General features: G+C 29.9%; 18 protein-coding genes and 4 tRNA genes. All 22 read right to left on the bottom strand.

Annotation, left to right across the window (positions count from 1 at the left end; translation table 11 throughout):
* Positions 1–10: 10 nt before the first annotated feature.
* Complete coding sequence (rpsC, locus tag FVIR_RS01665) at positions 11–709, bottom strand: 30S ribosomal protein S3 (RefSeq protein WP_067498138.1); 699 nt, start codon at positions 707–709, stop codon at positions 11–13.
* Between the two features lie 19 nt (positions 710–728).
* Positions 729–1,061, bottom strand: coding sequence for a 50S ribosomal protein L22 (gene rplV, locus FVIR_RS01660; RefSeq protein ID WP_067498135.1), 333 nt, complete (start codon positions 1,059–1,061; stop codon positions 729–731).
* A 15-nt stretch (positions 1,062–1,076) separates the two neighbouring features.
* Entirely contained in the window at positions 1,077–1,355 is a 279-nt protein-coding gene (gene rpsS, locus FVIR_RS01655; RefSeq protein ID WP_067498132.1) for a 30S ribosomal protein S19, read from the bottom strand.
* Between the two features lie 16 nt (positions 1,356–1,371).
* Positions 1,372–2,193: a 50S ribosomal protein L2 gene (gene rplB, locus FVIR_RS01650; RefSeq protein ID WP_067498129.1), complete on the bottom strand. Its 822-nt coding sequence runs from the start codon at positions 2,191–2,193 to the stop codon at positions 1,372–1,374.
* 18 nt (positions 2,194–2,211) lie between these two features.
* Positions 2,212–2,514 (bottom strand): 50S ribosomal protein L23, encoded by a 303-nt coding sequence (gene rplW, locus FVIR_RS01645; protein ID WP_067498126.1) that lies wholly within the window; start codon positions 2,512–2,514, stop codon positions 2,212–2,214.
* Positions 2,511–3,116 carry a 50S ribosomal protein L4 gene (rplD, locus tag FVIR_RS01640; protein WP_067498123.1) on the bottom strand — a complete coding sequence of 202 codons (606 nt, stop codon included), beginning with the start codon at positions 3,114–3,116 and terminating at the stop codon, positions 2,511–2,513. Before rplD ends, rplW begins: the two co-directional genes overlap by 4 nt.
* 16 nt (positions 3,117–3,132) lie before the next feature.
* Positions 3,133–3,762, bottom strand: a complete 630-nt coding sequence (rplC, locus tag FVIR_RS01635) for a 50S ribosomal protein L3 (RefSeq protein ID WP_082799141.1) — start codon at positions 3,760–3,762, stop codon at positions 3,133–3,135.
* A gap of 32 nt (positions 3,763–3,794) precedes the next feature.
* Positions 3,795–4,106, bottom strand: coding sequence for a 30S ribosomal protein S10 (gene rpsJ, locus FVIR_RS01630; RefSeq protein ID WP_067498117.1), 312 nt, complete (start codon positions 4,104–4,106; stop codon positions 3,795–3,797).
* Positions 4,107–5,344: 1,238 nt separating this feature from the next.
* A complete protein-coding gene (tuf, locus tag FVIR_RS01625) occupies positions 5,345–6,529 on the bottom strand; it encodes an elongation factor Tu (RefSeq protein WP_067497389.1) in 1,185 nt (394 codons plus the stop codon).
* Between the two features lie 120 nt (positions 6,530–6,649).
* Positions 6,650–6,725, bottom strand: a tRNA-Thr gene (locus FVIR_RS01620).
* A gap of 4 nt (positions 6,726–6,729) precedes the next feature.
* Positions 6,730–6,804, bottom strand: a tRNA-Gly gene (locus tag FVIR_RS01615).
* Between the two features lie 220 nt (positions 6,805–7,024).
* Positions 7,025–7,109: transfer RNA gene (locus FVIR_RS01610), tRNA-Tyr, on the bottom strand.
* A 7-nt stretch (positions 7,110–7,116) separates the two neighbouring features.
* A tRNA-Thr gene (locus tag FVIR_RS01605) sits at positions 7,117–7,189 on the bottom strand.
* Positions 7,190–9,166: 1,977 nt separating this feature from the next.
* A complete protein-coding gene (gene birA / locus FVIR_RS01600) occupies positions 9,167–10,138 on the bottom strand; it encodes a bifunctional biotin--[acetyl-CoA-carboxylase] ligase/biotin operon repressor BirA (RefSeq protein ID WP_067498114.1) in 972 nt (323 codons plus the stop codon).
* A complete protein-coding gene (gene murB, locus FVIR_RS01595; RefSeq protein WP_067498111.1) occupies positions 10,135–11,160 on the bottom strand; it encodes a UDP-N-acetylmuramate dehydrogenase in 1,026 nt (341 codons plus the stop codon). The genes birA and murB overlap by 4 nt, the downstream gene beginning before the upstream one ends.
* A gap of 1,323 nt (positions 11,161–12,483) precedes the next feature.
* The gene (mltC, locus tag FVIR_RS01590) at positions 12,484–13,557 is read right to left on the bottom strand and encodes a membrane-bound lytic murein transglycosylase MltC (protein ID WP_067498109.1); all 1,074 of its coding nucleotides are present in this window, start codon (positions 13,555–13,557) and stop codon (positions 12,484–12,486) included.
* Between the two features lie 95 nt (positions 13,558–13,652).
* Positions 13,653–13,880, bottom strand: coding sequence for an oxidative damage protection protein (locus FVIR_RS01585; RefSeq protein ID WP_067498106.1), 228 nt, complete (start codon positions 13,878–13,880; stop codon positions 13,653–13,655).
* Positions 13,881–13,933: 53 nt separating this feature from the next.
* The gene (gene mutY, locus FVIR_RS01580; RefSeq protein WP_067498103.1) at positions 13,934–14,974 is read right to left on the bottom strand and encodes an A/G-specific adenine glycosylase; all 1,041 of its coding nucleotides are present in this window, start codon (positions 14,972–14,974) and stop codon (positions 13,934–13,936) included.
* A gap of 1,365 nt (positions 14,975–16,339) precedes the next feature.
* On the bottom strand, positions 16,340–17,470 hold the full coding sequence (gene hemW, locus FVIR_RS01575; protein WP_067498100.1) for a radical SAM family heme chaperone HemW: 1,131 nt from the start codon (positions 17,468–17,470) through the stop codon (positions 16,340–16,342).
* Between the two features lie 537 nt (positions 17,471–18,007).
* Positions 18,008–18,562, bottom strand: coding sequence for a YggT family protein (locus tag FVIR_RS01570; RefSeq protein WP_067498097.1), 555 nt, complete (start codon positions 18,560–18,562; stop codon positions 18,008–18,010).
* 2,714 nt (positions 18,563–21,276) lie between these two features.
* A complete protein-coding gene (ruvX, locus tag FVIR_RS01565) occupies positions 21,277–21,681 on the bottom strand; it encodes a Holliday junction resolvase RuvX (protein WP_067498094.1) in 405 nt (134 codons plus the stop codon).
* A 2,000-nt stretch (positions 21,682–23,681) separates the two neighbouring features.
* Positions 23,682–24,836: a methionine adenosyltransferase gene (gene metK / locus FVIR_RS01560; RefSeq protein WP_067498091.1), complete on the bottom strand. Its 1,155-nt coding sequence runs from the start codon at positions 24,834–24,836 to the stop codon at positions 23,682–23,684.
* Positions 24,837–25,562: the final 726 nt, after the last annotated feature.

Here is a 25,562-nt window from a genome sequence, read left to right as displayed (position 1 = left end):
CGACTCTCCTTTACTTGCGGCCTTTACGATGCTGTTTGTTAGGTTGAGCAATCTGTTCTAATTGTTTAACAGCATTCATACTACCTAAGATCTCACCCTTAAATATCCATACTTTTACACCGATGACACCATAAGTAGTGTGTGCTTTTGAAGTATTATAATCAATATCTGCACGTAAGGTATGTAATGGAACACGACCTTCTCTATACCATTCAGTACGTGCGATTTCAGCTCCACCTAAACGACCGCTCACTTCGATTTTAATTCCTTTAGAACCAAGACGCATAGCGTTTTGTACAGCACGTTTCATTACACGACGAAACATAATTCGACGTTCTAATTGAGAAGAAATACTATCAGCAACAAGTTTAGCATCCACTTCTGGTTTACGAACTTCAGTGATATTAATTTGTGCCGGTACGCCAGCTATATTTGCTACAATTTTTCGTAATCTTTCTACATCTTCACCCTTTTTTCCAATTACAATACCTGGACGAGCAGCGTGAATAGTTACACGAATACTTTTGGCTGGACGTTCAATCTCTATATAAGAAACTAAAGCTTTAGATAATTCTTTTGTTAGGAACTGACGAACTTTAAAGTCACCATCTAAATTGTTGGCAAATTCTTTTTTATTTGCATACCAAGTAGAATTCCAAGGTTTAACAATACTTAAACGAATACCATTAGGATGTACTTTTTGACCCATTACTAGCCTCCACAAAGTTTCAGAGATCAGATACAACCACAGTAATATGGCTAGTGCGTTTTAGAATACGATTTGCACGACCTTTAGCACGTGGCACAATGCGTTTCATGCTTGGGCCAACATCGATGAAAATTTTTACGACTTTCAGATCATCGATGTCTGCACCATTGTTATGTTCAGCATTAGCAATGGCAGACTCTAATACTTTCTTTACTAAAGAAGAAGCTTTTTTGTTAGTATAGGTTAGCTCTTCCAAAGCTTTCGGTACTTTCTTACCGCGAATTAAGTTAGCCACTAGACGAATTTTTTGAGCAGAAGAAGAAGCGTAGCGATGTTGAGCAATAATTTCCATCTCTTCTTATCCTTATTAACGTTTTTTAGTTTTTTTATCGCCTACATGACCGCGATAAGTACGTGTTGGTACAAATTCACCAAGTTTATGACCAACCATTTCATCAGAAATAAAAACGGGTACGTGCTGATGTCCATTATGGACACCGATGGTTAAACCGATCATAGTTGGAAAGATTGTTGAACGACGAGACCAAGTACGAATAGGTTTCTTATCAGCATTTTTTATTGCTTTCTCTACTTTTTTTAGTAAGTGTAAGTCAATAAATGGACCTTTCTTGAGAGAACGTGGCATGGTTTATCCTCTAGTATTATTTTCTACGGTGATGTAAAATAAACTTATCAGTGCGTTTATTTTTTCGGGTCTTTTTACCTTTAGTCTGAACTCCCCAAGGAGTTACTGGATGTTTACCAAAGTTACGACCTTCACCACCACCGTGTGGGTGGTCTACTGGATTCATTGCTGAACCACGAACAGTTGGACGAATACCACGCCAGCGGCTAGCACCGGCTTTACCTAATATACGCAACATATGTTCAGCATTGCCTACTTCGCCAAGAGTCGCGCGGCATTCAGACTGAACTTTGCGTATTTCACCTGAACGCAAACGCAATGTGATATAAGAACTATCACGAGCTACAATTTGAATATAAGCACCTGCTGAACGTGCTAGCTGTCCCCCTTTACCTGGTCTTATTTCCACATTATGTACAGTAGAACCAACTGGAATATTACGCATTGGTAATGCGTTACCGATTCTAATTTCTGAGTTAATACCAGATTGGATCTGATCACCAATCTTCAGTCCTTTTGGTGCTAAAATATAACGTCGTTCACCATCTTTATATAATACTAGCGCGATATTAGAAGAACGATTAGGATCATATTCTAAACGTTCTACCATTGCTGGAACGTTATCTTTATTGCGTTTGAAATCAATTAGACGATACCGTCGCTTGTGACCACCACCGATATGGCGTGTAGTGATGCGGCCATTGTTATTATGACCACTAGATTTCTTATAAGTTTCCAATAATGGAGCATAAGGCTTACCCTTGTGTAGCTCAGGATTGATTACTTTAACAACGTGGCGACGACCCGGAGACGTCGGTTTGCATTTAACAATTGCCATTGTTATTATTCCTCCGGCCTATTCTGTGCCTCTCATAAAATCCAGATTCTGCCCTTCTTTTAAAGTGATATAAGCTTTTTTCCAATCGCTACGACGACCAATATGTTGTCTATGGCATTTAGTTTTCCCTTTTACAATCAAGGTACATATGTTATTAACTTCAACTTCAAATAGTTTATAAACAGCAGTTTTAATCTCTGATTTAGTTGCATTTTTAGTAACTTTTAATACGATGGTATTATATTTTTCTATTGCAGTAGATGCTTTTTCAGAAGTATGTGACTTGTGTAGTATTTTCAGGAGACGTTCTTCACGAATCATATTAGCATCTCCTCAATTTGCTTTATAGCATCAATTGTCATAATAACTTTCTCAAAGGAAATTAGACTAATTGGATCGATATGATTAGAATTTCGCACCTCTACTTTATAGAGATTACGTGCAGCTAAAAATAATTTTTTATCTAGTTTGCTAGTAATAATCAGTACATTTTTTAATGCCATATTTTTCAGTTTTTCTAATAGCAGCTTCGTTTTTGGTGCTTTAATAGAAAACTGTTCAACAACAAACAAACGATTTTGACGTAGTAATTCAGATAGGATACTCTTCAGTGCTCCACGATACATTTTTTTATTTACTTTTTGACTGTAATCCTGTGGTTTAGCAGCAAATGTAACACCACCAGAACGCCAGATCGGACTCTTTACGCTACCGGAACGTGCACGACCCGTACCCTTCTGACGCCAGGGTTTTTTACCAGAAGCAGTGATTTCAGAACGACTTTTCTGAGCACGAGTTCCTTGACGCTTACCTGCCGAATAAGCTATAATAATTTGGTGCACGAGAGCTTCGTTAAAATCACAACCGAAGATAGTGTCGGAAACAGTCAGCGCGCTTTTCACGTCTTTTAATACTAACTCCATATCTATCTCCTAAATATTACGCCTTGATAGCAGGTTTAATAATCAGGTCACTACCGATTGATCCTGGGACAGCGCCTTTAACTAAAAGCAAGTTACGTTCTACATCAATATTTACTATGTTCAAATTTTGAATAGTTACACGCTCATTACCTAGTTGACCTGCCATTTTCTTACCTTTAAACACCTTTCCTGGTGTTTGGTTCTGACCAATAGAACCTGGAACACGGTGGGATAAGGAATTGCCATGAGTAGTATCCTGAGTGCGAAAATTCCAGCGCTTTACAGTGCCGGAAAAACCTTTACCTTTGGAAGTACCAGTAACATCGACTTTTTTTACATTAGCAAAGAGTTCTACTGTAATACTTTTACCAACAGTAATTTCTTCGCTATTTTCGATGCGAAATTCCCACAGACCACGTCCAGCTTCAACTCCTGCCTTCGCAAAATGACCAGCTTCAGATTTAGTTACACAGTTGGCTTTTTTAGTACCAACAGTAACTTGAATGGCATAATATCCATCATTTTTTAGATTTTTAATTTGTGTTACTCGGTTTTCTTCAATTTTGATAACAGTGACAGGTATAGAAATACCATCTTTGCTAAAGATACAAGTCATGCCAATTTTACGTCCAATTAAACCTTTCATCATTTCAATCTCTTAACCGTTATATGATCTGATTAATCTAGACTGATCTGTACATCTACACCAGCAGCCAGCTCTAAACGCATTAGAGCATCAACGGTTTTTTCAGTTGGTTCAACGATATCAACCAAACGCTTGTGAGTTCGGATTTCATACTGATCACGTGCATCTTTGTTAACATGCGGAGAGATCAGAACGGTAAAACGCTCCTTGTGGGTTGGTAACGGGATCGGACCACGTACTTGAGCACCTGTACGTTTGGCAGTCGCGACAATTTCCGCAGTTGATTGATCAATTAGACGATGATCAAACGCTTTCAAACGAATACGGATTCTTTGGTTCTGCATGAGACCAGAGCTCCAATTATTTATAAACGTAAAGATTATCTCTTACACCTATTTTGATTGGTGAGCGAGTATATTAATTTAATATTATCCCTTGATTGAGATATTGTTAACTGTCTACTATTTACATATTTAGTGTTAGTTTGACATACTGTTAGCTTGTTAAATTGAATTACTAAAATACTAGTTTTCATATTATACGTAAATTTATAAAAGAAGCAAGAGATGATGGCAAAAACAGTAAGCCAACAAGGAGATAGAAAATATGTTATTCTTATGTATACTACAATATAGTAGTATATTATACAAATTGATTTTTATTTGAAATAATACAGACAAGATAAAAATACAATAAAAGAAAAAATCATATCCTAGCCAAATATTTCCACTTAATTGTACTACCTATTATACTTCGTATAAATCGTATTATTTAATCAACCATTATAAAAAATTTAATTTAGAGATAGTTCTAAATAGCTGATAAGCAGACAATGTAGATACTAACGTAATTTAAAAAAATCTAAACAATATTTTATTGTCAGAATTAGATTTTATCAGATTTTATAATCTATAATTTTACATTAAATTGATATATAAGATGCCTATGTAAAAGATACCTATATAAGACGCCTTTATTAAAATTATTAATTATTTATATACTGAAATTGCTATATAGAAATTAGTATACAGTATTTTTATATCTTGATTCATCTTTATGATAAATTTACTAAAAAATTCGTAATACTTAAGATTGTTGAGGTTAATTTAATTTCTTTTTTTTAAGAAAATATCTTAATGATTGTTAGTAATATTTTAAAATATATAATTTTATTCCTATGAGAAAATATTTTTCTATCATTTCTATCAATAGATCATAAGCTATAGAATAGCTAAAGTATTAACAGTAAAAAAAGTAAAAGTTATAATTTTATTCTGTTATAAATTTTGATATAAAAGATAGATAACAGTATCACAGGAAGTAACAGAATTTTTTCTCCATTGATCTTGTAATGTATTCATTAAAAACTAATTACAGAATTAACTATTTAACTCGAGATTATGATTACAAGTTAAAGAATACCTAAAAAATAATCGTTTTTAGAGTTTATGATGTATAATTCAAGTATATTTTGACAAAATTGCATTTTTTATTAGTCGTTTAAATAAAAATATAAAAGAATGACTCTTCTTTATTTATTTTTTATTGCCTTAAGGACGCTACTTTCTATTATAAGTAGAACTTAAGCGATAACTTTAGTAACAACTCCAGCGCCAATAGTGCGACCACCTTCTCGAATAGCGAAACGGAGGCCATCGTCCATAGCGATCGGGGAAATTAAGTTAATAACCATTTTTATATTGTCACCAGGCATAACCATTTCAATATCTTTTGGTAATTCGATAGTACCAGTTACATCAGTTGTACGGAAATAGAATTGTGGACGGTAACCCTTAAAAAAGGGTGTGTGACGACCACCTTCTTCTTTGGTTAGAATATAAACTTCTGATTCAAACTGGGTATGCGGCTTGATCGAGCCAGGCTTAGCCAGAACCTGACCACGCTCAACATCGTCACGCTTAATGCCGCGTAACAGAATGCCTACGTTTTCGCCAGCACGACCTTCGTCTAACAGTTTACGAAACATTTCAACACCGGTACAGATAGTCTTAACAGTATCTTTAATGCCGATAATTTCTACTTCCTCACCCACTTTAATAACACCACGTTCTACACGACCGGTGACTACGGTACCTCGGCCAGAGATAGAAAACACATCTTCGATCGGCAATAGAAATGGTTTGTCAATAGCACGTTTCGGTTCTGGGATGTAACTATCTAGAGCCTCTGCTAGTTCGATGATTTTATTAGTCCAAACTTCATCGCCTTCTAGTGCTTTTAGCGCTGAACCACGTATAATAGGTGTATCATCGCCAGGGAAATCATATTGCGATAGTAGTTCGCGTACTTCTATTTCAACCAATTCTAGTAGCTCCTCATCATCAACCATATCACATTTGTTCATGAAAACAATAATGTATGGTACGCCAACCTGACGACCTAATAGAATATGCTCACGAGTTTGTGGCATAGGACCGTCGGTAGCGGCTACAACGAGAATAGCACCATCCATCTGTGCTGCACCGGTGATCATATTTTTCACATAATCAGCGTGTCCTGGACAATCTACATGCGCATAATGTCGTTTTGAAGTATCGTATTCAACGTGTGACGTATTAATGGTGATACCACGGGCCTTTTCCTCTGGAGCGTTGTCGATCTGATCGAATGCACGTGCATTACCACCATAAATTTTGGCTAGAACAGTGGTAATAGCGGCGGTCAGAGTTGTTTTGCCATGATCAACGTGACCGATAGTACCAACATTAATATGTAACTTAGTGCGTTGAAACTTTTCTTTAGACATCGTTATTTTCCTATAAAAAACGAACACATCGAGATTATCATCTTATTAAATAAAAAATAAGTCTTGCTTTCAGCAAGCATTTTAAATCTATTTTTTAGAAATTTGGAAGGGAAATAGAAGTGGTGCTGATAGGCAGAATTGAACTGCCGACCTCACCCTTACCAAGGGTGTGCTCTACCAACTGAGCTATATCAGCGCATTGGAGCGGGTAGTGGGAATCGAACCCACATCATCAGCTTGGAAGGCTAATGTAATAACCATTATACAATACCCGCGTCTCGGGACTTATCTAATAGCTCTTTAAGTTATAAATTGATACTAAGACTATAAGTATATTTCAGAATAATTAATGCTATAATTGTATCATAAACATTTTTTGTTTGTTTTAATCTTTTTAAAAGGCTCTTATTTTTCTTCTATTATATTATTAATTATTACATTATTAATGTATAATGACGTTCTATTATTAAATATATATCATATTTAATATATATTTGGTGGTGGGGGAAGGATTCGAACCTTCGAAGTCTGTGACGGCAGATTTACAGTCTGCTCCCTTTGACCGCTCGGGAACCCCACCAGATTTTTGCCGACAGAAGGAATTGAACCCTCGACCTACTGATTACAAATCAATTGCTCTACCAACTGAGCTATGCCGGCATCAAATACTATGTATTGTAGGTAAAGTGAATAATCTATGCAACAAAAATATATAATCCGTACTTTTAGTCAAAATTATCTATTTCACAATGATACTGACAAATTAATTATTATTTATGCTTAAAGCAACATAAAACCACACCTTGATTGATATAAAAGGTTAATTAGCATAATAAGTATAAATTATAGCATAGCTCTGTTTGCTTATCTAATGATAATAATACAGATAATAGTAGAGCTAACAGATATTAAATACCACATGTTAAACTCAAATTTCTTACTCGTAATAGAAAATAGAATTTTTCACTAAGACTAATTATTATATACTATTAAATACCATATGTGTATATCTTTTTGTGTGAGAATTTTTCATTATAAACAAATTTTGTAATAAGCCAACTAATATTGAACAAAAACTATTTAATTTTCTTCTCTATACATTTATAACTCTTTAATTTAGTAAAAATAATTCACGTTATATGATTTTATTACGTAGATACTTATAAAAATAGAAATCATTTATCTTTAATAAGATAAATAAAGATTTCTCTTAAAAATTGGTAAAGATCAATTTATAGCTATCATATATACTAGACTTTTGTATTAGCATAAATCAATGCGATTGAATCTCTTTATTAGAAGATTTTTGAAACTAATAATTAAAATATTATCTATATTATAAGTATGTAGTAATTATGAAAGAATACATATAACATATGTGTTATATATATTATCAAGGCAATGGTTAGAATATTATACAATAGAGTTAATAATAACTGATGAGTTATTATACCTCAATAACAGATTCAAAAACAAGATTCTTTGTTAAGAAAAAAAAGATGTTATAAAGTATAACATATATAATATGATCTTTTTTCTTAAAAATAAAAAATCAGCTGCAGCAGTTATAGCAACTACTCTATTTGGTTAATTTTCGATCTTATTATTAACAAAAATAAAAAATCATTTATCATCTAAATTATCTAACATTAGATCGCGTTGTAAACATAACAGTTTGGTAAAAACAATAATCATATAGCAAATAGAGAGAAAAATCTTAAATTAAGCAAATAAGGTTATTTTATTACAGTAAACAAATCTAACTTACTCTTCTATCAATATTAGAAGCAACGTCAAATTTTTTTATATAAATCTGTATAATACTAAACAGTCATACTAAATATATTTTAGTTATCCTCTTATTTATTCATATTAATTATCTCTTAGGTATTATAATGTTTTTTATTATTAGTATTAGTTTATAGTATACTTAAAAGAGTCTGGTTATTTTTTTTCCAAAAAAAAAGAGATGAATACTTATTGTATTGTAAGTTAATTGATTAAATAGATAAAATAAGATAATATAAAGAAACCTATATTTTCTCTGTTCTCAATTGATAATTTTTTATAAAAAATGAAGTTATTATTCATTAACTCTATACATATAAATAATATTTAATACGATTAAATAACAGTTATTATTATAATAATATTAGTAACTGTATTCAGTTAACTACTATTAGGATCATAATTTGATACACATAATTTATCGCTAGTTTTTAAAAAGCTTTGCTTAAATTTCCTAAAGCGCTAATGTTAGTTGTTGGTCTTCTGTTCTATATATATAAAATTAATGAATAATATAACATAACATAATATAATTGTTATTATTGTATTGATTAGATAGTTATTTTTGATACCAGATTAAATATATACCAATTAGTAAATAGGTACAAATTTTTCTAGAAATGATAATAGTTAGATTCACTAGATAGTGATTAATCGAATAGTAATCAGAGAAGTATAGAAACATTTTCTAGTCCCTTCGATTAGAATTTGATTATGTTAATTTTTCTTAGTTTAGCCTTTTGTTTATGGAAGCATAAACCTCTTGGATTAGATATCAATGTTTATCTTAATTAGTAATTTTAAGCTATTAATAATCTTCCCACAGTTATTAGAAGAAGAATATTACATCTATTGATTACGCAGCGATATATTTCCGTCAAAATAGGCATGTAGTTTCCCTTCCTGCTCTAATATAAGAGCTCCCTGTGCGTCAATGCCACGTGCAATACCCTTAATTTCCTGTTCAGCAACAAGTAATTTAACTGGTCGATTTAAAAAGTTATCTAATGCTTGCCAACGAGAAAAAAATGGTGAAAACCCATTACGTTCAAATTGTAAAAATGCTTGTCGTAATGTGCTAGTTAATTCTGCAGCTAGTACATTACGATCGATGGTAACGCCTGATTCCTTTAAGTTTATCCACTCTTGATCGATCTTGCCTACCGTGCTTTCACGCATTGCTAAATTAATTCCAGCGCCTATCACAATATGAGTTGTATTATCAACTTTACCAAAAATTTCTACTAAAATTCCAGCTAATTTACGATTATTTAGATAAAGATCATTTGGCCATTTCACTTGAACTTTTTCCGCACCAAATCGTTTTAATACTTCCGCCATAACAATACCGACCATCAGACTAATTCCACCTGATGATTCGAGACCTTTCTCAAAACGCCAATATAATGATAGATATAAATTATTGCCAAACGGCGATATCCATTGCCGGCCGCGTCGACCGCGACCTTGTGCTTGATATTCTGCTACACAAGCATCTCCTGTCTGAATACTACCAATATGTTCGATTAAATATTGATTTGTAGAATCAATAACCGGCAATACGGTTAACCGACCCTCTGGTAAGAGCTTTCGGATTATATTTTCATCAAGTAGTTGTAATGGAGCATATAAACGATATCCTTTTCCTGGCATCGTAAAGATATCTACACCCCAGTTACGTACTATTTTAATGTATTTCTTAATACAAGCATTATTTACGCCTAACAACATATTAAATTGTTCGATAGAGTGGAATTTTCCATCGGCTAATAAATTAATCAGTTTAAGTGGGATAGTTGTATGTAGTATATTATTATTCATAATACATCTATTTCGCCAAAGGCGCCAATAAATTGTACTTCAGGTTCAAGCCAGACAGAAAAACGCTCTAAAACCTGTTGACGTACATAACGAGCTAACGCAACAATATCCTCACCGGTTGCATTATCAGCATTAATCAAAACTAGTGCTTGTTTATCATGTACTGCTGCTCTGCCTAAACGATAACCTTTAAGTCCGCAATGATCTATAAGCCAACCTGCTGCTAATCTCATTACACCTTTCGGTTGAGGGTAATAATGGGCATTAGGATAACGACTTAGAAATCGTTTCGCTTTCGAGGCATCAATAATTGGATTTTTAAAAAAACTACCAGCATTACCTTGTAACATAGGATTTGGTAATTTCGCTTGACGCATTGTACAAACTGTATTATAAATTAGTCCTGGAGCAACTTTTTGTGGATCTAGATGAGCTAAACCACAATAAGTTAATACTGGTTGCCAGACTTTAGGGAGTCTAAGTCCAACTGCAACAATAATGTAATGTTCGCGTAGTGCATGCTTAAAGATACTGTCACGATAACCAAATTGACATTCAGACGTTGCACTTAAGCGATGTAAGGTACCACTTTCTAAGTGTAATACATCAACATAATCACAAAACTGTTTCAATTCAACACCATAAGCGCCAATATTCTGGATTGGAGCAGAACCAACATAACCAGGTATCAATGCTAGATTTTCTAGACCTGGTATATTTTTTTCAAGACAGGTGCGTACTAAGTGATGCCAAACTTCTCCAGCACCAACATGCAAATGCCAAACATCAAGGTATTCTTCGATTTTTACGCCAGTAATACGGTTAAGTAATACAGTACCAGCATAGTTTTCCATAAATAATACATTATTACCCCCACCTAATACAAGAACCGGCATATCGTCGTTCATAGCCTTCTGCCATAATAAAAACAGTTCAGCTTCTGTATGAACTGTGATCACACGCCGTGCTCGTACATCAATAGAAAAACTGTTTAAAGGTTTTAACGTAACACTATTTTTCATTATTTTATATAACCTATCTTTATTTTTTTTATCCTCACTCTATTTAATTCAAAAATAAAGAAATAAGTGATGTTTTATAATTCGGATATCTCGAATATATTTTCGAATATTAATAATCTTTTTAAATTATAAAAAAGATTATTAAAAAATAAATATTCTTATAATATTATTTATATAATAGTTTTTAATTGAATTTTGGAAAATTTTAAAATAAATAATATATTTTTCTAAGCTATTTTCTATTATTATTACCTTATTAGTATTTTTATTTTTAATAATATTTATTAGAATGATAGATTCTTATAATAATATATAAATTAATAACTTAAATTGATTTTATTTAAAAGCCTATCTAAGCTTTTAATTAAATAAAAACACTCAATTATTAATATTAAATTTTAATTTTTAAAAACTGCTCTTTTCTATCTTATTCTAAATTTTAGATAAAATATGATATTTTTACCAAGTTATTGCTAATCTACGGTGATTTTTACTGCTTAACTTTAATAATTATATGTCTATTAACTATGTTTTGTTATTGAAAAACGGGACTATACCTATTTTATCTAATTAGTAAAATCAATACCAATTTTTTAATGTGTTTATATCAGCAATTAATCAGAAATCTTTTTGAAAGATTGATGATGAAAAGCCAATTTATTTTTCAGAAATCCTATATTAATCTTAGATAGATACTTATAATAGATATTATCCAATAATATCTATTATAATATTAAATAGATATTTATAAAACAAATCTTTTATAAATTAAATTTTTTCAAATTTACATGGAACTAAGCATAAATAATTTATTTCTATAACAGATCGATATTCACTCTGCTATGTTTTAATAAAAATAATCTGAAAATTTTTCACTCAGTTAATTCATAAATAGTCATAATAGTTTTACAAACTTTACATATGAAAATGCTTCTTTGATTTTTTATTTAGGCATCTATACTACTAGTAGTATGATATTTTATTTTAATTGTTATTCTATCCTATTTTAGGGTAATTCTGACACAGAAGTTAGATCTTAATTTTATTTTTTCTATTTGTCTTTCACTGAAGATTAAATTAAAATAAGAAAAAATACGCTACTAATAGTAATTAGTATTAACATTTGAAATAAATACTTCTACATACAGGAATTACATGACGTTTATATCAGATTTATAATATTTTTCTGATATTTAAAGAGAAATTTTACCTCTATCTATCGATAAACTGCTCATCTAAGTCAAAAGTAGTACATATCTGGCAATCTTCCGCTTAAGTACTATTTATATTTTAGTTAGTATTTATCTCCAGGTGTATTTACTGTCAATGTTGATAATTATTTTGAAGGTTATTTACTTTATACAGATAGCGTCGTGATTCCGCTGATGGATGCTTTGTAGATAGTGTTTTATAAACTTGATTCGGTGACATACTATTAATAATCTTAAAAGCTCGATTTTGATCGTGCGAAAAAATTCGTAATACACTACCAGCACCACTGTTGTAGGCAATGATCATTGCATAACGCCGCGATGTTGGATTAATAATACCACCTAGGTAGCTATTTTGTAATATCGCCAGATAGGCTGTACCGATATCGATATTATTTTCCGGATCAAAAAGATAGCTGCGGCTTGGTTGACCCCATTTACCTTTCATTTTAAATACATCACGTCCCGCGCTGTGTTGCACAATTTGCATGAGACCCAATGCATCAGCGTGACTTACTGCATAAGGATTAAAGCTTGATTCTATTTGCATAATTGAAAGAATAAGTGATTGGTCAATGCCATAGTACTGTGAGGCTTTACGTACCATATCTAAATATTTATAGGCGCGTTTATCTACATGATTTGGTACGAGTTGAATATTAATAGACCAAATTCTACATAGGTTTGTAGTACGAATTTTTAAACAGGTTTTAAGCAAATAATTAGCAAAACGGGTAGCTTGCCAATTCCAACAAATTGGTTTGCCATTATTATCTAGAATTTGATTATAAAGGAGAGGTTTTGTACTGATATGAGTATTATCTGAATTCGAGTATGAATCGATTATATTAGGATTATTACTAACTAATAACGTATTAATAATCGCTTTTTTTAAATGAGATCTAGGATTATCATCAGAGATAGTTTCTATAGTAATCACACCGGTATCAAAATTGATATGGCTACGAGTTTTATATTGATCTGTATATTTTATATAATCTTTCGTTTTGGCAATCAAAACTTCATTTAATCCCCAAAGATTTTCAATGTTATTAGCGAACTGCTTCATTAAAATATCTAAACTGCTAGTATCTTTTATATACGCTTCATTTTCGATATTATTTCTATTGCTAGAGCAGGATATTAATAATGGAGCAATTATTATCAAAGATAATATTTTCTTCATATTACAGGTCGTATCAGGAATGTAACTTTCCGAAGTGAAAATACTTCAGAAAAGCATTATTTACTCAGAAAAGTACATCTATATATATCCTGATATTAAAAAAAGAAATTAATCATCTCTTTTTCTAGTAATTTACAATCGGTAGCATTCATCATGCTTAGTTTTTTTTCATTTATAATTATTGTTTGCTTAGCTTGCCATTTCGACCAAGCTTCTTTAGAAATATTCTCATAAATATGTTTACCTAATTCTCCTGGATAAAATTGAAAATCTTGACCTTCAGCTTCACATTTTAAAAAGGTACAAAAAATATTTCTTTTCATTATATCTTCTACTTATCAGTATCAGTATCCATCGGAAATAAAACGGTTTTAAACTAACGTATTTTTTTGAGTAAATGTTTAACCGGTGTCGATAATCCAACTTCCGGTGGTTTTTCTAGGTCATACCAAAGTCCTCTATCTTCATTCATACACGATTTTATTCTACTAACTTTTTTTAATATTGGTATAATATTTATACGGAAATGACTAAATGTATGTCGAAATATCTTCATTTGCTCACATAAATCATCCGAAAAACCGTGCTGAATTAACCAAAACGACAGTGCTTTCAGATTTTTAAACTGTGGAAAACAAAATAATCCACTCCACAAACCAACTACTGGACGTTTCTCAAGCCATAAGTGATTTCCATCTTGAACCAGCAGAAACCAAACAGTTTTTTCTGGTAGAATCTGTTTAGGTTTTTTACCAGGATAACTAATCCAGTTATGACTTGCATATGCTTTACAATTTTGTTGAAGTGGACATAGATTACATTTCGGTCGAGAGCGTATGCACACCATTGCACCAAGATCCATTATGGCCTGATTAAATTTTTCTACGTCCTGAACCGGCGTAACTTTTTCACTATACTGCCACAAGATCTGTTCTACTTCTTTTTTTCCGGGCCAACCAGAAATAGCGTAATATCGAGCGAGAACCCGTTTGACATTACCGTCTAGAATAGGATACTGTTTTCCCAATGCTAGTGATAATATAGCACCTGCAGTGGAACGCCCAATACCTGGTAGGGCATAGACAGAATCAAAGTTTTCTGGAAATTTACCATCATGCTGCTCGATAATAATTTTTGCTGCTTTATATAAATTATGTGCGCGAGCATAATATCCTAAACCGCTCCATAAATGTAAGACTTCATCTAGCGGAGCTGCAGCGAGTTCGCTAATAGTAGGAAATTTAGCTATAAAACGCTGAAAATAAGGAATGACGGTTATTACCTGTGTTTGTTGCAACATAAGCTCTGATAACCAAATTTTATATGGTGTTTTTTCTAGCTGCCATGGTAGATTTTTTCGTCCGAACTGTTGATACCATTCTAACAGGAGTTGTGTGAACAGTGGTTTTTGTGTCATTTTACAATCATTACTATAAAATTAGTAATTTTAGGTGATAATTTATATTAAATTAATTTGAGATTTTATTACAGTATGAACAACTTGTAAATAGGAACTTTGTTCTGTTGCGCGATTATTAAACAGAACTACTTTCATATTTATTTACAACATATTTTAATTTTATAATTTCATGAATAAAGGTTTTATTTATTTTTAAGACTTAAAATGAGAAGAAATATTTATTACGGCAAATTCGTAGTTTTTCAGCAAAAAACTTAATCAACCAAAAGAAGTATCATATATTAAATAGATTTTTGCTAATAATAAAAGTAGATTATCAAGCACATTACTAAACCTTAATTTACTATTCTTCCATATAGAATTGGTAATATTAGAAATTAATTTTGTTTTTAATGTACTATTTACTATAGAAATAGTACATTAAAAACAAAATTTTAGTATATTTTCTTAGCATAGCAGAAAGTGCAAGACAATAAATATCCTATTACATAAGCATTATTTATAGAGATAATCAGACGAGAATTTATCGACAATAGTATTCTAATGTATCGATTGATTAGAAATCTTATACTAAATATATGTTACTAGCATAATGTCTAATATCGTGTTTTTGTACAATCTGTTCTTTGCTTATTCCTCTGCAAACAACTGCATACCATATTTAGTAACGTGCTTATTAAACAAATTTAAATAGTTTAGTCAATTATTAGGTCATAGTATTTGAAATCTAATGTTTTCTAAAATAACTTGAACAACAGATAAAATTTTCTTTTTTTATGCATATTTTTATTAAAATACTCTTTACGAGATAATTTATTTATTAAAACTGTATATCAAGTATAAGAAGAGTATTATTTTTAAGCTTATAATAATATCATTATCTCTCCGAAGATAATAAAGATAATAAACTAATCATCTATAATAATAAACAGAATTATATAATTGTTTTTAATTATTAGTTTAAGAAGAAAATTAATTTTATTGATTTAATATTACAGCAGTAGCTGTACTTGTATTTTTTACATAAAGGAAAAACTAGTTATATTAGATGTTAAAACCTAACATAATAATCAAAACAGTATTTCCAATATTTCTAGAAATTATATGTCAGCGACTAAGCACACTTTAGTACTAATACTAAAATCTATTCAAATTATTATATTAATTAACCTTTATAAAACTGATAAATGAAATATTGTCACAGTACAGTTAACCTTTATTAAGTAATGATAGAGAATCTTAATATTTAACGGATAAAAAGAACAGACTACGAATTCTTGTATATTCTAACAGTAACAAAGACTACTATAATTCTTAAATAGTTCACCATGTTCTATAATCATATGGTATCTGCGCTGAATTTTACACAAATAGTTCCAGTAGTGTATTTAAAAATAGTTTCCCTTTTTGTGTTACTTGCCAATGGTTAATACTCTCAGTAATATAATTACTAGCTAATGCGTGATCTAGTGCAAGACGTACTGTATTTTCTTTCAATCCGGTAAAAGCGCTAAATTCAGCACGCGGCACAGCTTCCAGTAATCTAAAACGGTTCATAAAATATTCAAATGGTAATTCAGCAGGTACTACAGGATAACTTTTAATTAAATAATTGCTCTGCATATAATTACGCGGATGGTGAGCTTTTATCGTGCGTAATATTATTCCGTTTGGTTGAGTTAACTTTCCGTGAGCGCCGCAGCCGATGCCAAGATAATCACCAAAACGCCAATAATTTAGATTATGGCGGCACTCGAATCCAATACGAGAATAGGATGAAATTTCATACTGGTGGTAACCCGACGCTTTCAAAAGTATATCGCCATGTTGGTAGATTTCCCAAAGTATATCATCATCCGGCAGTACAGGCGGCCTCGATTCGAATAATGTATTTTTCTCGATAGTTAATTGATACCAAGACAGGTGCGGTGGTGATAAAGCAATTGCTTCACTTAAATCACTAAGAGAATCTGTAATTGACTGATCCGGAAGACCTTGCATTAAATCAATATTAAAACTACATAAACCAAGTGATGCTGTTAATTGCACTGCTCGTCGAGCTTCTTTTGCACTATGGATTCGACCAAGGTGAACAAGTTTCTCTGCTGAGAAACTTTGTATACCAATAGAAATACGATTAATTCCAGCTAATTTATAACCTGCAAAATGATCTACATCAATTGTACTAGGGTTAGCTTCTATGGTAATTTCAGCGTCTGGTGCTAAAGGTACACGCTGTCGGATACCGTCAAGTAGTAACTTTATTAAATTAGCCGAAAATAGACTTGGAGTGCCGCCGCCAATAAACAGAGTGTTGATAGTGCGATCCGATATTAGTGATATATCATGATTTAAATCCATTAATAGATGATTAATATATTCTTGATATGGCACTTCATTTTTTTGTACATGTGAATTAAAATCACAGTAATAACATTTTTTCACACACCAAGGGATATGCAAATAAAGACTGAGTGGTGGTAAATTAAGCATAGAGTATGCGTATCCAGTAAGTCAGTTAGTTCTTAAAGAAGAATATAAGATTATTTACTTTGTTTTTACGATACACAAGACAGTAGATATTAGTATTCTTTAAAAAAGAATTAATTCGAAATCGAAATTAATATATCAATTAATAGATATTAGCTAGTTTGAATTTCTTTATTAACCTTTTATAGTAGTCAAAACTATTTTTATATAAAAATACTATAATCCTGAATTATAGTCTATTATTTCAGATTTTATTCAAAATAGCTAGAACACTATGAAATAACCTTGGAAAGTAATCGTTATAACTTATCGAATATCAATCATCTATAGCATTTTCTTTTTATTTTCAAAAATTAAACAGTTTTTGCTATACTATATTTTTCGATAAAAATGAATAAAAACCTTTCTAATAACTATTAGAAAGGTATTTTAATATCGATTTTGATTCTATTATTATGATGCTAGTGATATGGTCATAGTTAGTTCCGAAATGAACATATAACCTCAGTATTAATATTTTGACTTTGTATTAAACACTGGTTACAATCGATACCAAATTTCCGAAAATAAATCCATGAACAAATAATTAAGAGTATATAAAATAAAGATTATAACTATTGCTGAAAAATCGATACCATATTTTACTGGAAAAATACGGCTAACAGAGTATATTATCGGTTCGCTTAGTTGATAAATTATTACATCAATCGGAGTATTTTTTTGGCTAACCCAATTCAGTAATGAGCGGATAATAACTACCAAAAACACCAGTTCACCAGCTGATTTTAAGAGTGCTAGTAGTCCGATTAGCACGTAAATTGGATCTAGGATAAAAGTATGCATTTCAATTAGCATTAGTAGTGGTAATTTAATTACTGCTAAAATAAATGCCAACAACAATGAAATTACTCTCAATGGTATCAGAATAAAAATCACTCGGCGTGTTAAATTAATCATCGGCTGAGTAATTTTAACAATAAATTGTGAAAAAGGATTATAAAAATCACAATGCATCCATTGCATCCAGCCGCGTAACAAAAACGCCATAATATAAATGTTAATAATTCTTTTAACTAAAAAAATCAGAGTTAGCATAATAAGGTAATATCCTTTTAATTAGGTTAACTAGCACTTCTTCAGTAATAATACTAAAAATAATTCTTCCATTTTATTAAATAGAACTACTACTTACGTAGCGATACCAACAGTATAAAGTGCAGCTATTTCTATTTTTTTAAACTTACCTTCAATAAAGAAATGTTATAATATTCCTGTTCTTTTAAAAAAAATATTTCACTGCAGTGTAGAAAAGGAAGAGATCCTAATTTCTAAAAGATTATAATAATTCCCTGATTAAAGCCAAATATTTATGTCTATTTCAAATGTCTTTTGTTCTGTAATATGTAATATATATAAAATCAATTTACGGTAATATCCATCGCAATGGAAAGCACTAATTTATTATAAAATATTTATTCTTACAAAGTTTCAAAAACTTGAATAATAAACTCTGCTTCCAGCGCTAATGTTACTATATTTTATATATTTTCTATACATATAGTAAATAGTGGAGAAAATAATATTATCTTTTTAGATGCTATTCTTATTTAAGATTTTAAAAAGACAATATCAATGTGCTCTTTAGTAATTAAAGATCGAAGGTTAATATACCTTAGTCTACTGTAGGTAATGACAGCAAATGATATGTATCGTCTATTATACTAAATAATAACCTATCTAAGTTAGTAGACGTAAGTATATGATAGGAATTTCTGCAAGCTATAATTAAATATACTTGAAAACTACCAAGTATTACTAGAAATTCTTCTTTATAAGAAGTATTGATATTACACTTGTATAAAATGTTAGTGTCTTTAATTAGTTATTATTACCAATATCAATTTTATATCTTCGGTATATTGATTTTGGTGATTTTATTTTTAATATCAGTTTAAATTAGTATGTTTAGTAGTATTTATTCTACTAACTATTAATTATTCAATCACTGAAATAACTTAAATCGATCTAAGCAAAAATGATACTGGTCAAAATTTCTACGATTAAATATTTTTCAAAGTATAACAAATTGATAAAATTTTAAACAAAATTATTATCTTCTAAGTAATTACAGAGCAAATTAATTTCTTATTTTCTCTTTTTTAATATTAAAAACTTATTCTGAAAAATCAGATCACTAGATTTTTATTACTTATAGTTAAGTTTAAGTAATAGAAAATAATGTATTAAGAATATGACAATTAACATCCTATAAATTCATTCGGATTTTCCGATGAAATAATTTTATTTTTAATTATATTTATGGTTTTAATAGGTAATGTTGAGTATAATAATAATGTCGTATGCTATATTAAACATCATATTTATAATTTACATTGATTTACATTCTTCAAAATAAGACATTTTTAAAAAAATAAAAGAAAGTTATTGTTTATAGCCCTGTTTGTTTAGAAAGGTTGAATTTTTTTATCGATAATTGAAGAGGTGTACTTAATAACAATTATTATGTGTTATTTAACTCGTATTTAAAGAACTTAGTTTTTTTATTTTTCGTACTAGTTATAATTATTTTAATTAGTTACTTTACTTATAAATTTATTATAATGTTATTTTTGGTATATACCCAGTGTTAAGCTAGTTATACTATGATAGTAGTATAAGGTTACTTATAACATAAAAATATTATACTCACAGTAGGTTTATTTTAGCAACCTCTTATATTTAGAGAGCATGATCTTTTATTTCATGATTTTCTATTTCAAACTAACTAGATTATTATTACATTTTTATTATATCTGAAGTTTTCATAAGGTTATTTATAATTTAATAAAATTGGGTAATATTATCAGTTATTAGAATTAATTTTTTAAAAAAGTAAGTGTTAATTATTACTGTTATAATTAAATACAATTAGTATTGTAGATCTAAAATCGCTATTAAGATAAAATTATATCCATTTTAATTCGACTATCTAGTTACTTATATGTATAAAAAGCTATAATAGCTTATTTTTAATAGAAGCTGAAATAAATATTTTCACAGATTTTTAATTTTTTAATTTTGTTATGTAAGATATTATCGATATTCGATCTAAAAGCGCTGTTTTAAAAATATCATTTTTACCTTGTAATGAATATTTTATTAATTTTATTTCAAAGGCATAAGGAATTCATTATAATATTGTATTATTATTAATAATCTTTTTCTTGATTTTTTCATCACTATAGCGATTTAAAACATTTTGTTATATGTAATAGAAAAGTATAACAAAATATTTCTATTAAAAAATAATAGAAATTAACTGCATAGTATTAATTAACATTAGTGATGATATTAAGTAATTATTAATATTATTTTTGTTTTGTCTATTTTAGTAATATTAAAATCAGGATGAGAATATCATCGATTTTAAATAAGAATAGTATTTATATTATCCTATATGAACTTAAAAATATTTTTTATTAGGAAATATTCTGTTATTTTTATCTTCAAATAATTTCTAAAAGCATTAGAAATAACAATAAAACATAATATATAGCAAAGCTATATATTATGTTATGGTTACAAAACCAATAATAATCATACTAAAACGACATTACAAATATATTTTTTTAGGATAAATTTCTTTCTATATAAAGAGACTTATTATTTTCGCTAGTAATAATGTTTGTTATTACTACAGATAAAAATATTTTTCTATAGGCTGTAATAGTGTCTATTTTGCTATATGCACATATTATAAATTAGCTATAGCAAAATAGACATAATCATAAAACTACTATGGTATAAAATTAATCGGAAAACTGTTCAAGCCAGCTTTCTAATATAACTACTGCTGACTCCGAGTCGATTTTATTTTTAATAAGTGCACGATAACCACCATATTCAAACAGTCGAGCAGTTGCTTCGACAGTGCTAAGTCGTTCATCGTGTAATACTATTTGAACACCGAAATGAATTTTCAGATATTTTGAAAATCTGCGTGTATGGATAGTTATCGGCTGTTCACTACCATCCATATTCAACGGTAAACCTACTACCACCGTTTCCGGTTGCCATTCTTTCAGTAATTTATCGATCTGTTGCCATTGAGGTACACCAGCATGAGCTTTTAATGCTGTTAATGGTTGGGCGGTACAGGTTATACGCTGACCAATAGCTACACCGATGTTACATATACCAAAATCGAACGACATAACGCTGTTGTAGACGGCTATAAGAAATTGTCCTCTTAGTTAGCAATATTATGAAAAAATTAATATTCAACTTATAATTTTTAACACTTTATAATTTAGCCATCAAATCCTTTAGGATAAATCACTTAGAATTACTAGAGAATTACTATTTTTATTAATAGCCCTGAGTATTTCGAACATGTCTATTATATAATAAAATTAAGTTTATTCGTTAAAGATAACGGTTAATACTAGATTAACTAATCGGATTAGTTAATCACAATTAACAGCCATAATATTATGTGTAATTCTATGAGTCCTAAAAGGAAATCAATAAATCTATTATTAATAGATTAACCTAATTTATTAACATCGAAAAGCCGAAATTAAATTAAAATTGCATAGTATAGTAGTTTTACTAGGCAATCATGGATATACTACTTACAGATATTGATGATAGTTTTATACTCCTGTATATTTTTGTATGCAATATAACTCTATGTTTATAGTGATAGCCTTTACAAATACAATTCGTTGATTGTATTTACTTTAGAATTAAACAGATTTTTAAATATAATACTTATTTTTTCACCGCGTGAGACCTTATATCTAAGATATAAATAAAAAGATTTCAATCTTCTATCTATACAAATAAAACGGTAGCATTGTTAATGTCTTTTTTATCTTTTGTTAAATATATTCAAAACATAATTTTACCGTTAAATAGAATTAACAACACGTCGATGATAATATGAATTATTCGACTTATATAAGAGCGTAAAGTTTCTTAGTCTAAATGCAAAAAATACCTGGGAACATATTTAAATATTAATATAATGCGTAGTTTTAGTCCGTATATTATTATAAATTATAATATATCTTACTGATTTTATCACGGTCAGTAGGCTGATTTAGTATAGAACTGTCTTTTTTTAAAAGACCGTAAAACCAATTTAGTATACGAATTATAGTTTTTTCGATGAGAATAAATTAGAAATAATTATATATAAGATAGATTGTAAGCTATACAAATTAATCTATAGATTCTATCTTTTTTTAAAAAGATCAGTTTTTATTTTTCATCAGCTTTTGATCTCATTAGATGACTTATTAATCATACTGATAACTACTGAGATTGATATTAAGTAACTAATTCCTGACTACAAAAAATAATTAACGATACTTTTAGTTACGCAATTAGTTACGCAATTTGAAAAATTATAACACTAAAATATTATAGAGTAACAATATAATCAGGTTGTAAGGTAACAAATGAAATCATTTAGTCCATTAAAGCGGTTTTAACGACAAATTTAAATGATTAGTTCACAAATTCTAATATTGCAAAGTAGACTTCTCTCGATACACTCAAACAAAATATTTATTGCCTCTCGCATTAGAGAATTATAAGAATATTTAATACAATATTTAATATAATAAATAAAACACTAATTATGCATATGCTTATAAAACATGGATCTTAAAAACATTTCTAATATAATTAGGTATAGGGAAAACTTATATAGAGAAAGAAATACTATATGGATTAGTAAAATTTAGCTAATAATAAACAAAAATCATTAAACTTAAATCTTTTTTCTGATGCGATTTTCTATAAATAAATGCAATTTTTTAAGTAATTTGTAACTTACAAAATACAGGAAACAATTAAAAACTAAGTGATAGTCAAAACTGGAGAAAATTTATAATGAAAATAGCTTATCAAAAAAAGTAAATTTTTATTTTAATTTAATTAATATATATTAGGATTACTAATGTACTGATCATGACTTTAAAAATAGGGCTTAGAGTAGCTAATCCTTCTAAATATAAAAAATATAAAATAAAACGAAACATGGAATCTATCAGATTTATATATAACAGAGTTTATAACGTTTTATTGTATGTAATTACATCTTATTTGTAGTATAATATCATTTATTTTCTAGTAAAATACTCTTGAAAATTGTTATTATAAAGTATAGTGGTTATTATATTCATTATAATAGTAACAATACAAATTATTTCAATCCAGCAGCATCACGCAATAATTCGGCTTTATCAGTTTTCTCCCATGGAAAGTCTTCGCGACCGAAATGACCATAGGTAGCAGTTTTACGGTAAATTGGTTGCAATAGATTTAGCATACTAATCAATCCATAAGGACGCAGATCAAAAAACCTGCGTACTAAATTTGATAAATTATCTACCGAAATCTTTTCAGTACCAAAGGTTTCAATGGTAATTGAAATTGGTTCTGCAACACCGATGGCATAAGAAATCTGGATCTCACAGCGTTCAGCCAGACCAGCTGCAACAATATTTTTTGCTACATAGCGTGCAGCATAGGCAGCTGATCTATCTACCTTTGAGGGATCTTTTCCGGAGAAAGCACCACCTCCATGGTGAGCTATGCCACCATATGTATCAACAATAATCTTTCGACCGGTAAGACCACAATCACCCATAGGACCACCAATGATAAATTGACCGGTCGGATTAATAAAATATTTCGTCTGAGCGAAGAGCCATTCTGAAGGTAGAACTGGTTTAATAATCTCTTCCATTACAGCTTTTTTTAATTGTGGTAGAGCAATATCTTCAGCATGTTGAGTCGATAATACGACGGTGTCGATACCTATCACTTTACCATTTTCATAGACGAAGGTAATTTGGCTTTTAGCGTCTGGACGTAGCCAGGGAAGAATACCATTTTTTCGTACTTGTGATTGACGTTCTACAAGACGGTGTGCATAGGTAATTGGTGCTGGCATTAGCACATCTGTTTCATTAGTGGCATAACCGAACATCAACCCCTGGTCACCTGCACCCTGTTCCAGTGGATCGGTTCGATCTACGCCCTGGTTAATATCTGGAGACTGTTTACCAAAAGCACTTAAGATAGCACAAGAGTTAGCATCAAAGCCCATATCTGAATGTGTATAACCGATCTCACGAATAGTGTTACGTGTTAATTCTTCAATATCTATCCACGCACTAGTGGTGATCTCGCCGCCGACTAAAACCATGCCAGTTTTAACATAGGTTTCACAAGCGACACGCGCTTTTGGATCTTGCGCTAGAATAGCATCTAGCACGGTATCGGAAATTTGATCCGCAATTTTATCAGAATGTCCTTCTGAAACAGATTCAGATGTAAATAAGTGTCTAGCCATTTTGATCTTTTTACCTTTGAATACGTGTTGGAAGCAACCACGTAGCGCTGGGAGGAATAGAATTAAAACATATTTTATTCTACCCTCTAGGAAATTAGATTTTAACACTAAAACAGTTAGTTAGTGTATATTTAGATGGATTAATTTATAAATATATATTTCATAGTAGTATTTTAGCCAAACGTTAGTGATTTTTTATCTAAAAAATAATTCTGACTTATATAAAAACAGAAATAAATTGATATAGTCAAATTTTATTTTTTCTTTTTTAAATTTAAAATTAATATATATTAAGTTTAAATTTTAAATTTTGACTAAAAATAAATAAATAAATTGGATATGCTACACTTAATTTTTATCTTAGTTGATAGATATGTTTCTACAGTAGATATGATTTATAATACACAATGCAAAATTATTTCTGTTTTTCAGTAGCGAATTAGATTTCTTTTGTCACTACAGTATTACTTTTGATATTAGTTAATCAAAGTCAGATAGCATCGCTATTTTATCTAGTTTTTTGTTAATTTATTGAGTTCTTTGTTCTCTAAGCAAGTTTAAACGTAGAGCTAATATATAATCTGTATGATGGTCTTTCTAACATCTAAAAAAATCTAAAAATAGACTTTTTTCAATTAAATTAAATACATTTAGTAGATCTTAAAAAATTATTTTACCTATATCTATAACGATAGTACTGTTTGTTTATAAACACTAAGGTTAAAG

Origin of the sequence: Candidatus Gullanella endobia (assembly GCF_900048035.1) — a bacterium.
GTDB classification, from domain to species: domain Bacteria; phylum Pseudomonadota; class Gammaproteobacteria; order Enterobacterales; family Enterobacteriaceae; genus Gullanella; species Gullanella endobia.
The sequence above is the reverse complement of the archived record's forward strand: the minus strand, read 5'-3'. Positions and strand labels throughout refer to the sequence as shown.

Excerpts from the sequence above, each read along its gene's own strand:
- rpsC (WP_067498138.1), bottom strand. The coding sequence starts at position 709 with ATGGGTCAAAAAGTACATCCTAATGGTATTCGTTTAAGTATTGTTAAA.
- rplV (WP_067498135.1), bottom strand. The coding sequence starts at position 1,061 with ATGGAAATTATTGCTCAACATCGCTACGCTTCTTCTTCTGCTCAAAAA.
- rpsS (WP_067498132.1), bottom strand. The coding sequence starts at position 1,355 with ATGCCACGTTCTCTCAAGAAAGGTCCATTTATTGACTTACACTTACTA.
- rplB (WP_067498129.1), bottom strand. The coding sequence starts at position 2,193 with ATGGCAATTGTTAAATGCAAACCGACGTCTCCGGGTCGTCGCCACGTT.
- rplW (WP_067498126.1), bottom strand. The coding sequence starts at position 2,514 with ATGATTCGTGAAGAACGTCTCCTGAAAATACTACACAAGTCACATACT.
- rplD (WP_067498123.1), bottom strand. The coding sequence starts at position 3,116 with ATGGAGTTAGTATTAAAAGACGTGAAAAGCGCGCTGACTGTTTCCGAC.
- rplC (WP_082799141.1), bottom strand. The coding sequence starts at position 3,762 with ATGAAAGGTTTAATTGGACGTAAAATTGGCATGACTTGTATCTTTAGC.
- rpsJ (WP_067498117.1), bottom strand. The coding sequence starts at position 4,106 with ATGCAGAACCAAAGAATCCGTATTCGTTTGAAAGCGTTTGATCATCGT.
- tuf (WP_067497389.1), bottom strand. The coding sequence starts at position 6,529 with ATGTCTAAAGAAAAGTTTCAACGCACTAAGTTACATATTAATGTTGGT.
- birA (WP_067498114.1), bottom strand. The coding sequence starts at position 10,138 with ATGAATAATAATATACTACATACAACTATCCCACTTAAACTGATTAAT.
- murB (WP_067498111.1), bottom strand. The coding sequence starts at position 11,160 with ATGAAAAATAGTGTTACGTTAAAACCTTTAAACAGTTTTTCTATTGAT.
- mltC (WP_067498109.1), bottom strand. The coding sequence starts at position 13,557 with ATGAAGAAAATATTATCTTTGATAATAATTGCTCCATTATTAATATCC.
- FVIR_RS01585 (WP_067498106.1), bottom strand. The coding sequence starts at position 13,880 with ATGAAAAGAAATATTTTTTGTACCTTTTTAAAATGTGAAGCTGAAGGT.
- mutY (WP_067498103.1), bottom strand. The coding sequence starts at position 14,974 with ATGACACAAAAACCACTGTTCACACAACTCCTGTTAGAATGGTATCAA.
- hemW (WP_067498100.1), bottom strand. The coding sequence starts at position 17,470 with ATGCTTAATTTACCACCACTCAGTCTTTATTTGCATATCCCTTGGTGT.
- FVIR_RS01570 (WP_067498097.1), bottom strand. The coding sequence starts at position 18,562 with ATGCTAACTCTGATTTTTTTAGTTAAAAGAATTATTAACATTTATATT.
- ruvX (WP_067498094.1), bottom strand. The coding sequence starts at position 21,681 with ATGTCGTTCGATTTTGGTATATGTAACATCGGTGTAGCTATTGGTCAG.
- metK (WP_067498091.1), bottom strand. The coding sequence starts at position 24,836 with ATGGCTAGACACTTATTTACATCTGAATCTGTTTCAGAAGGACATTCT.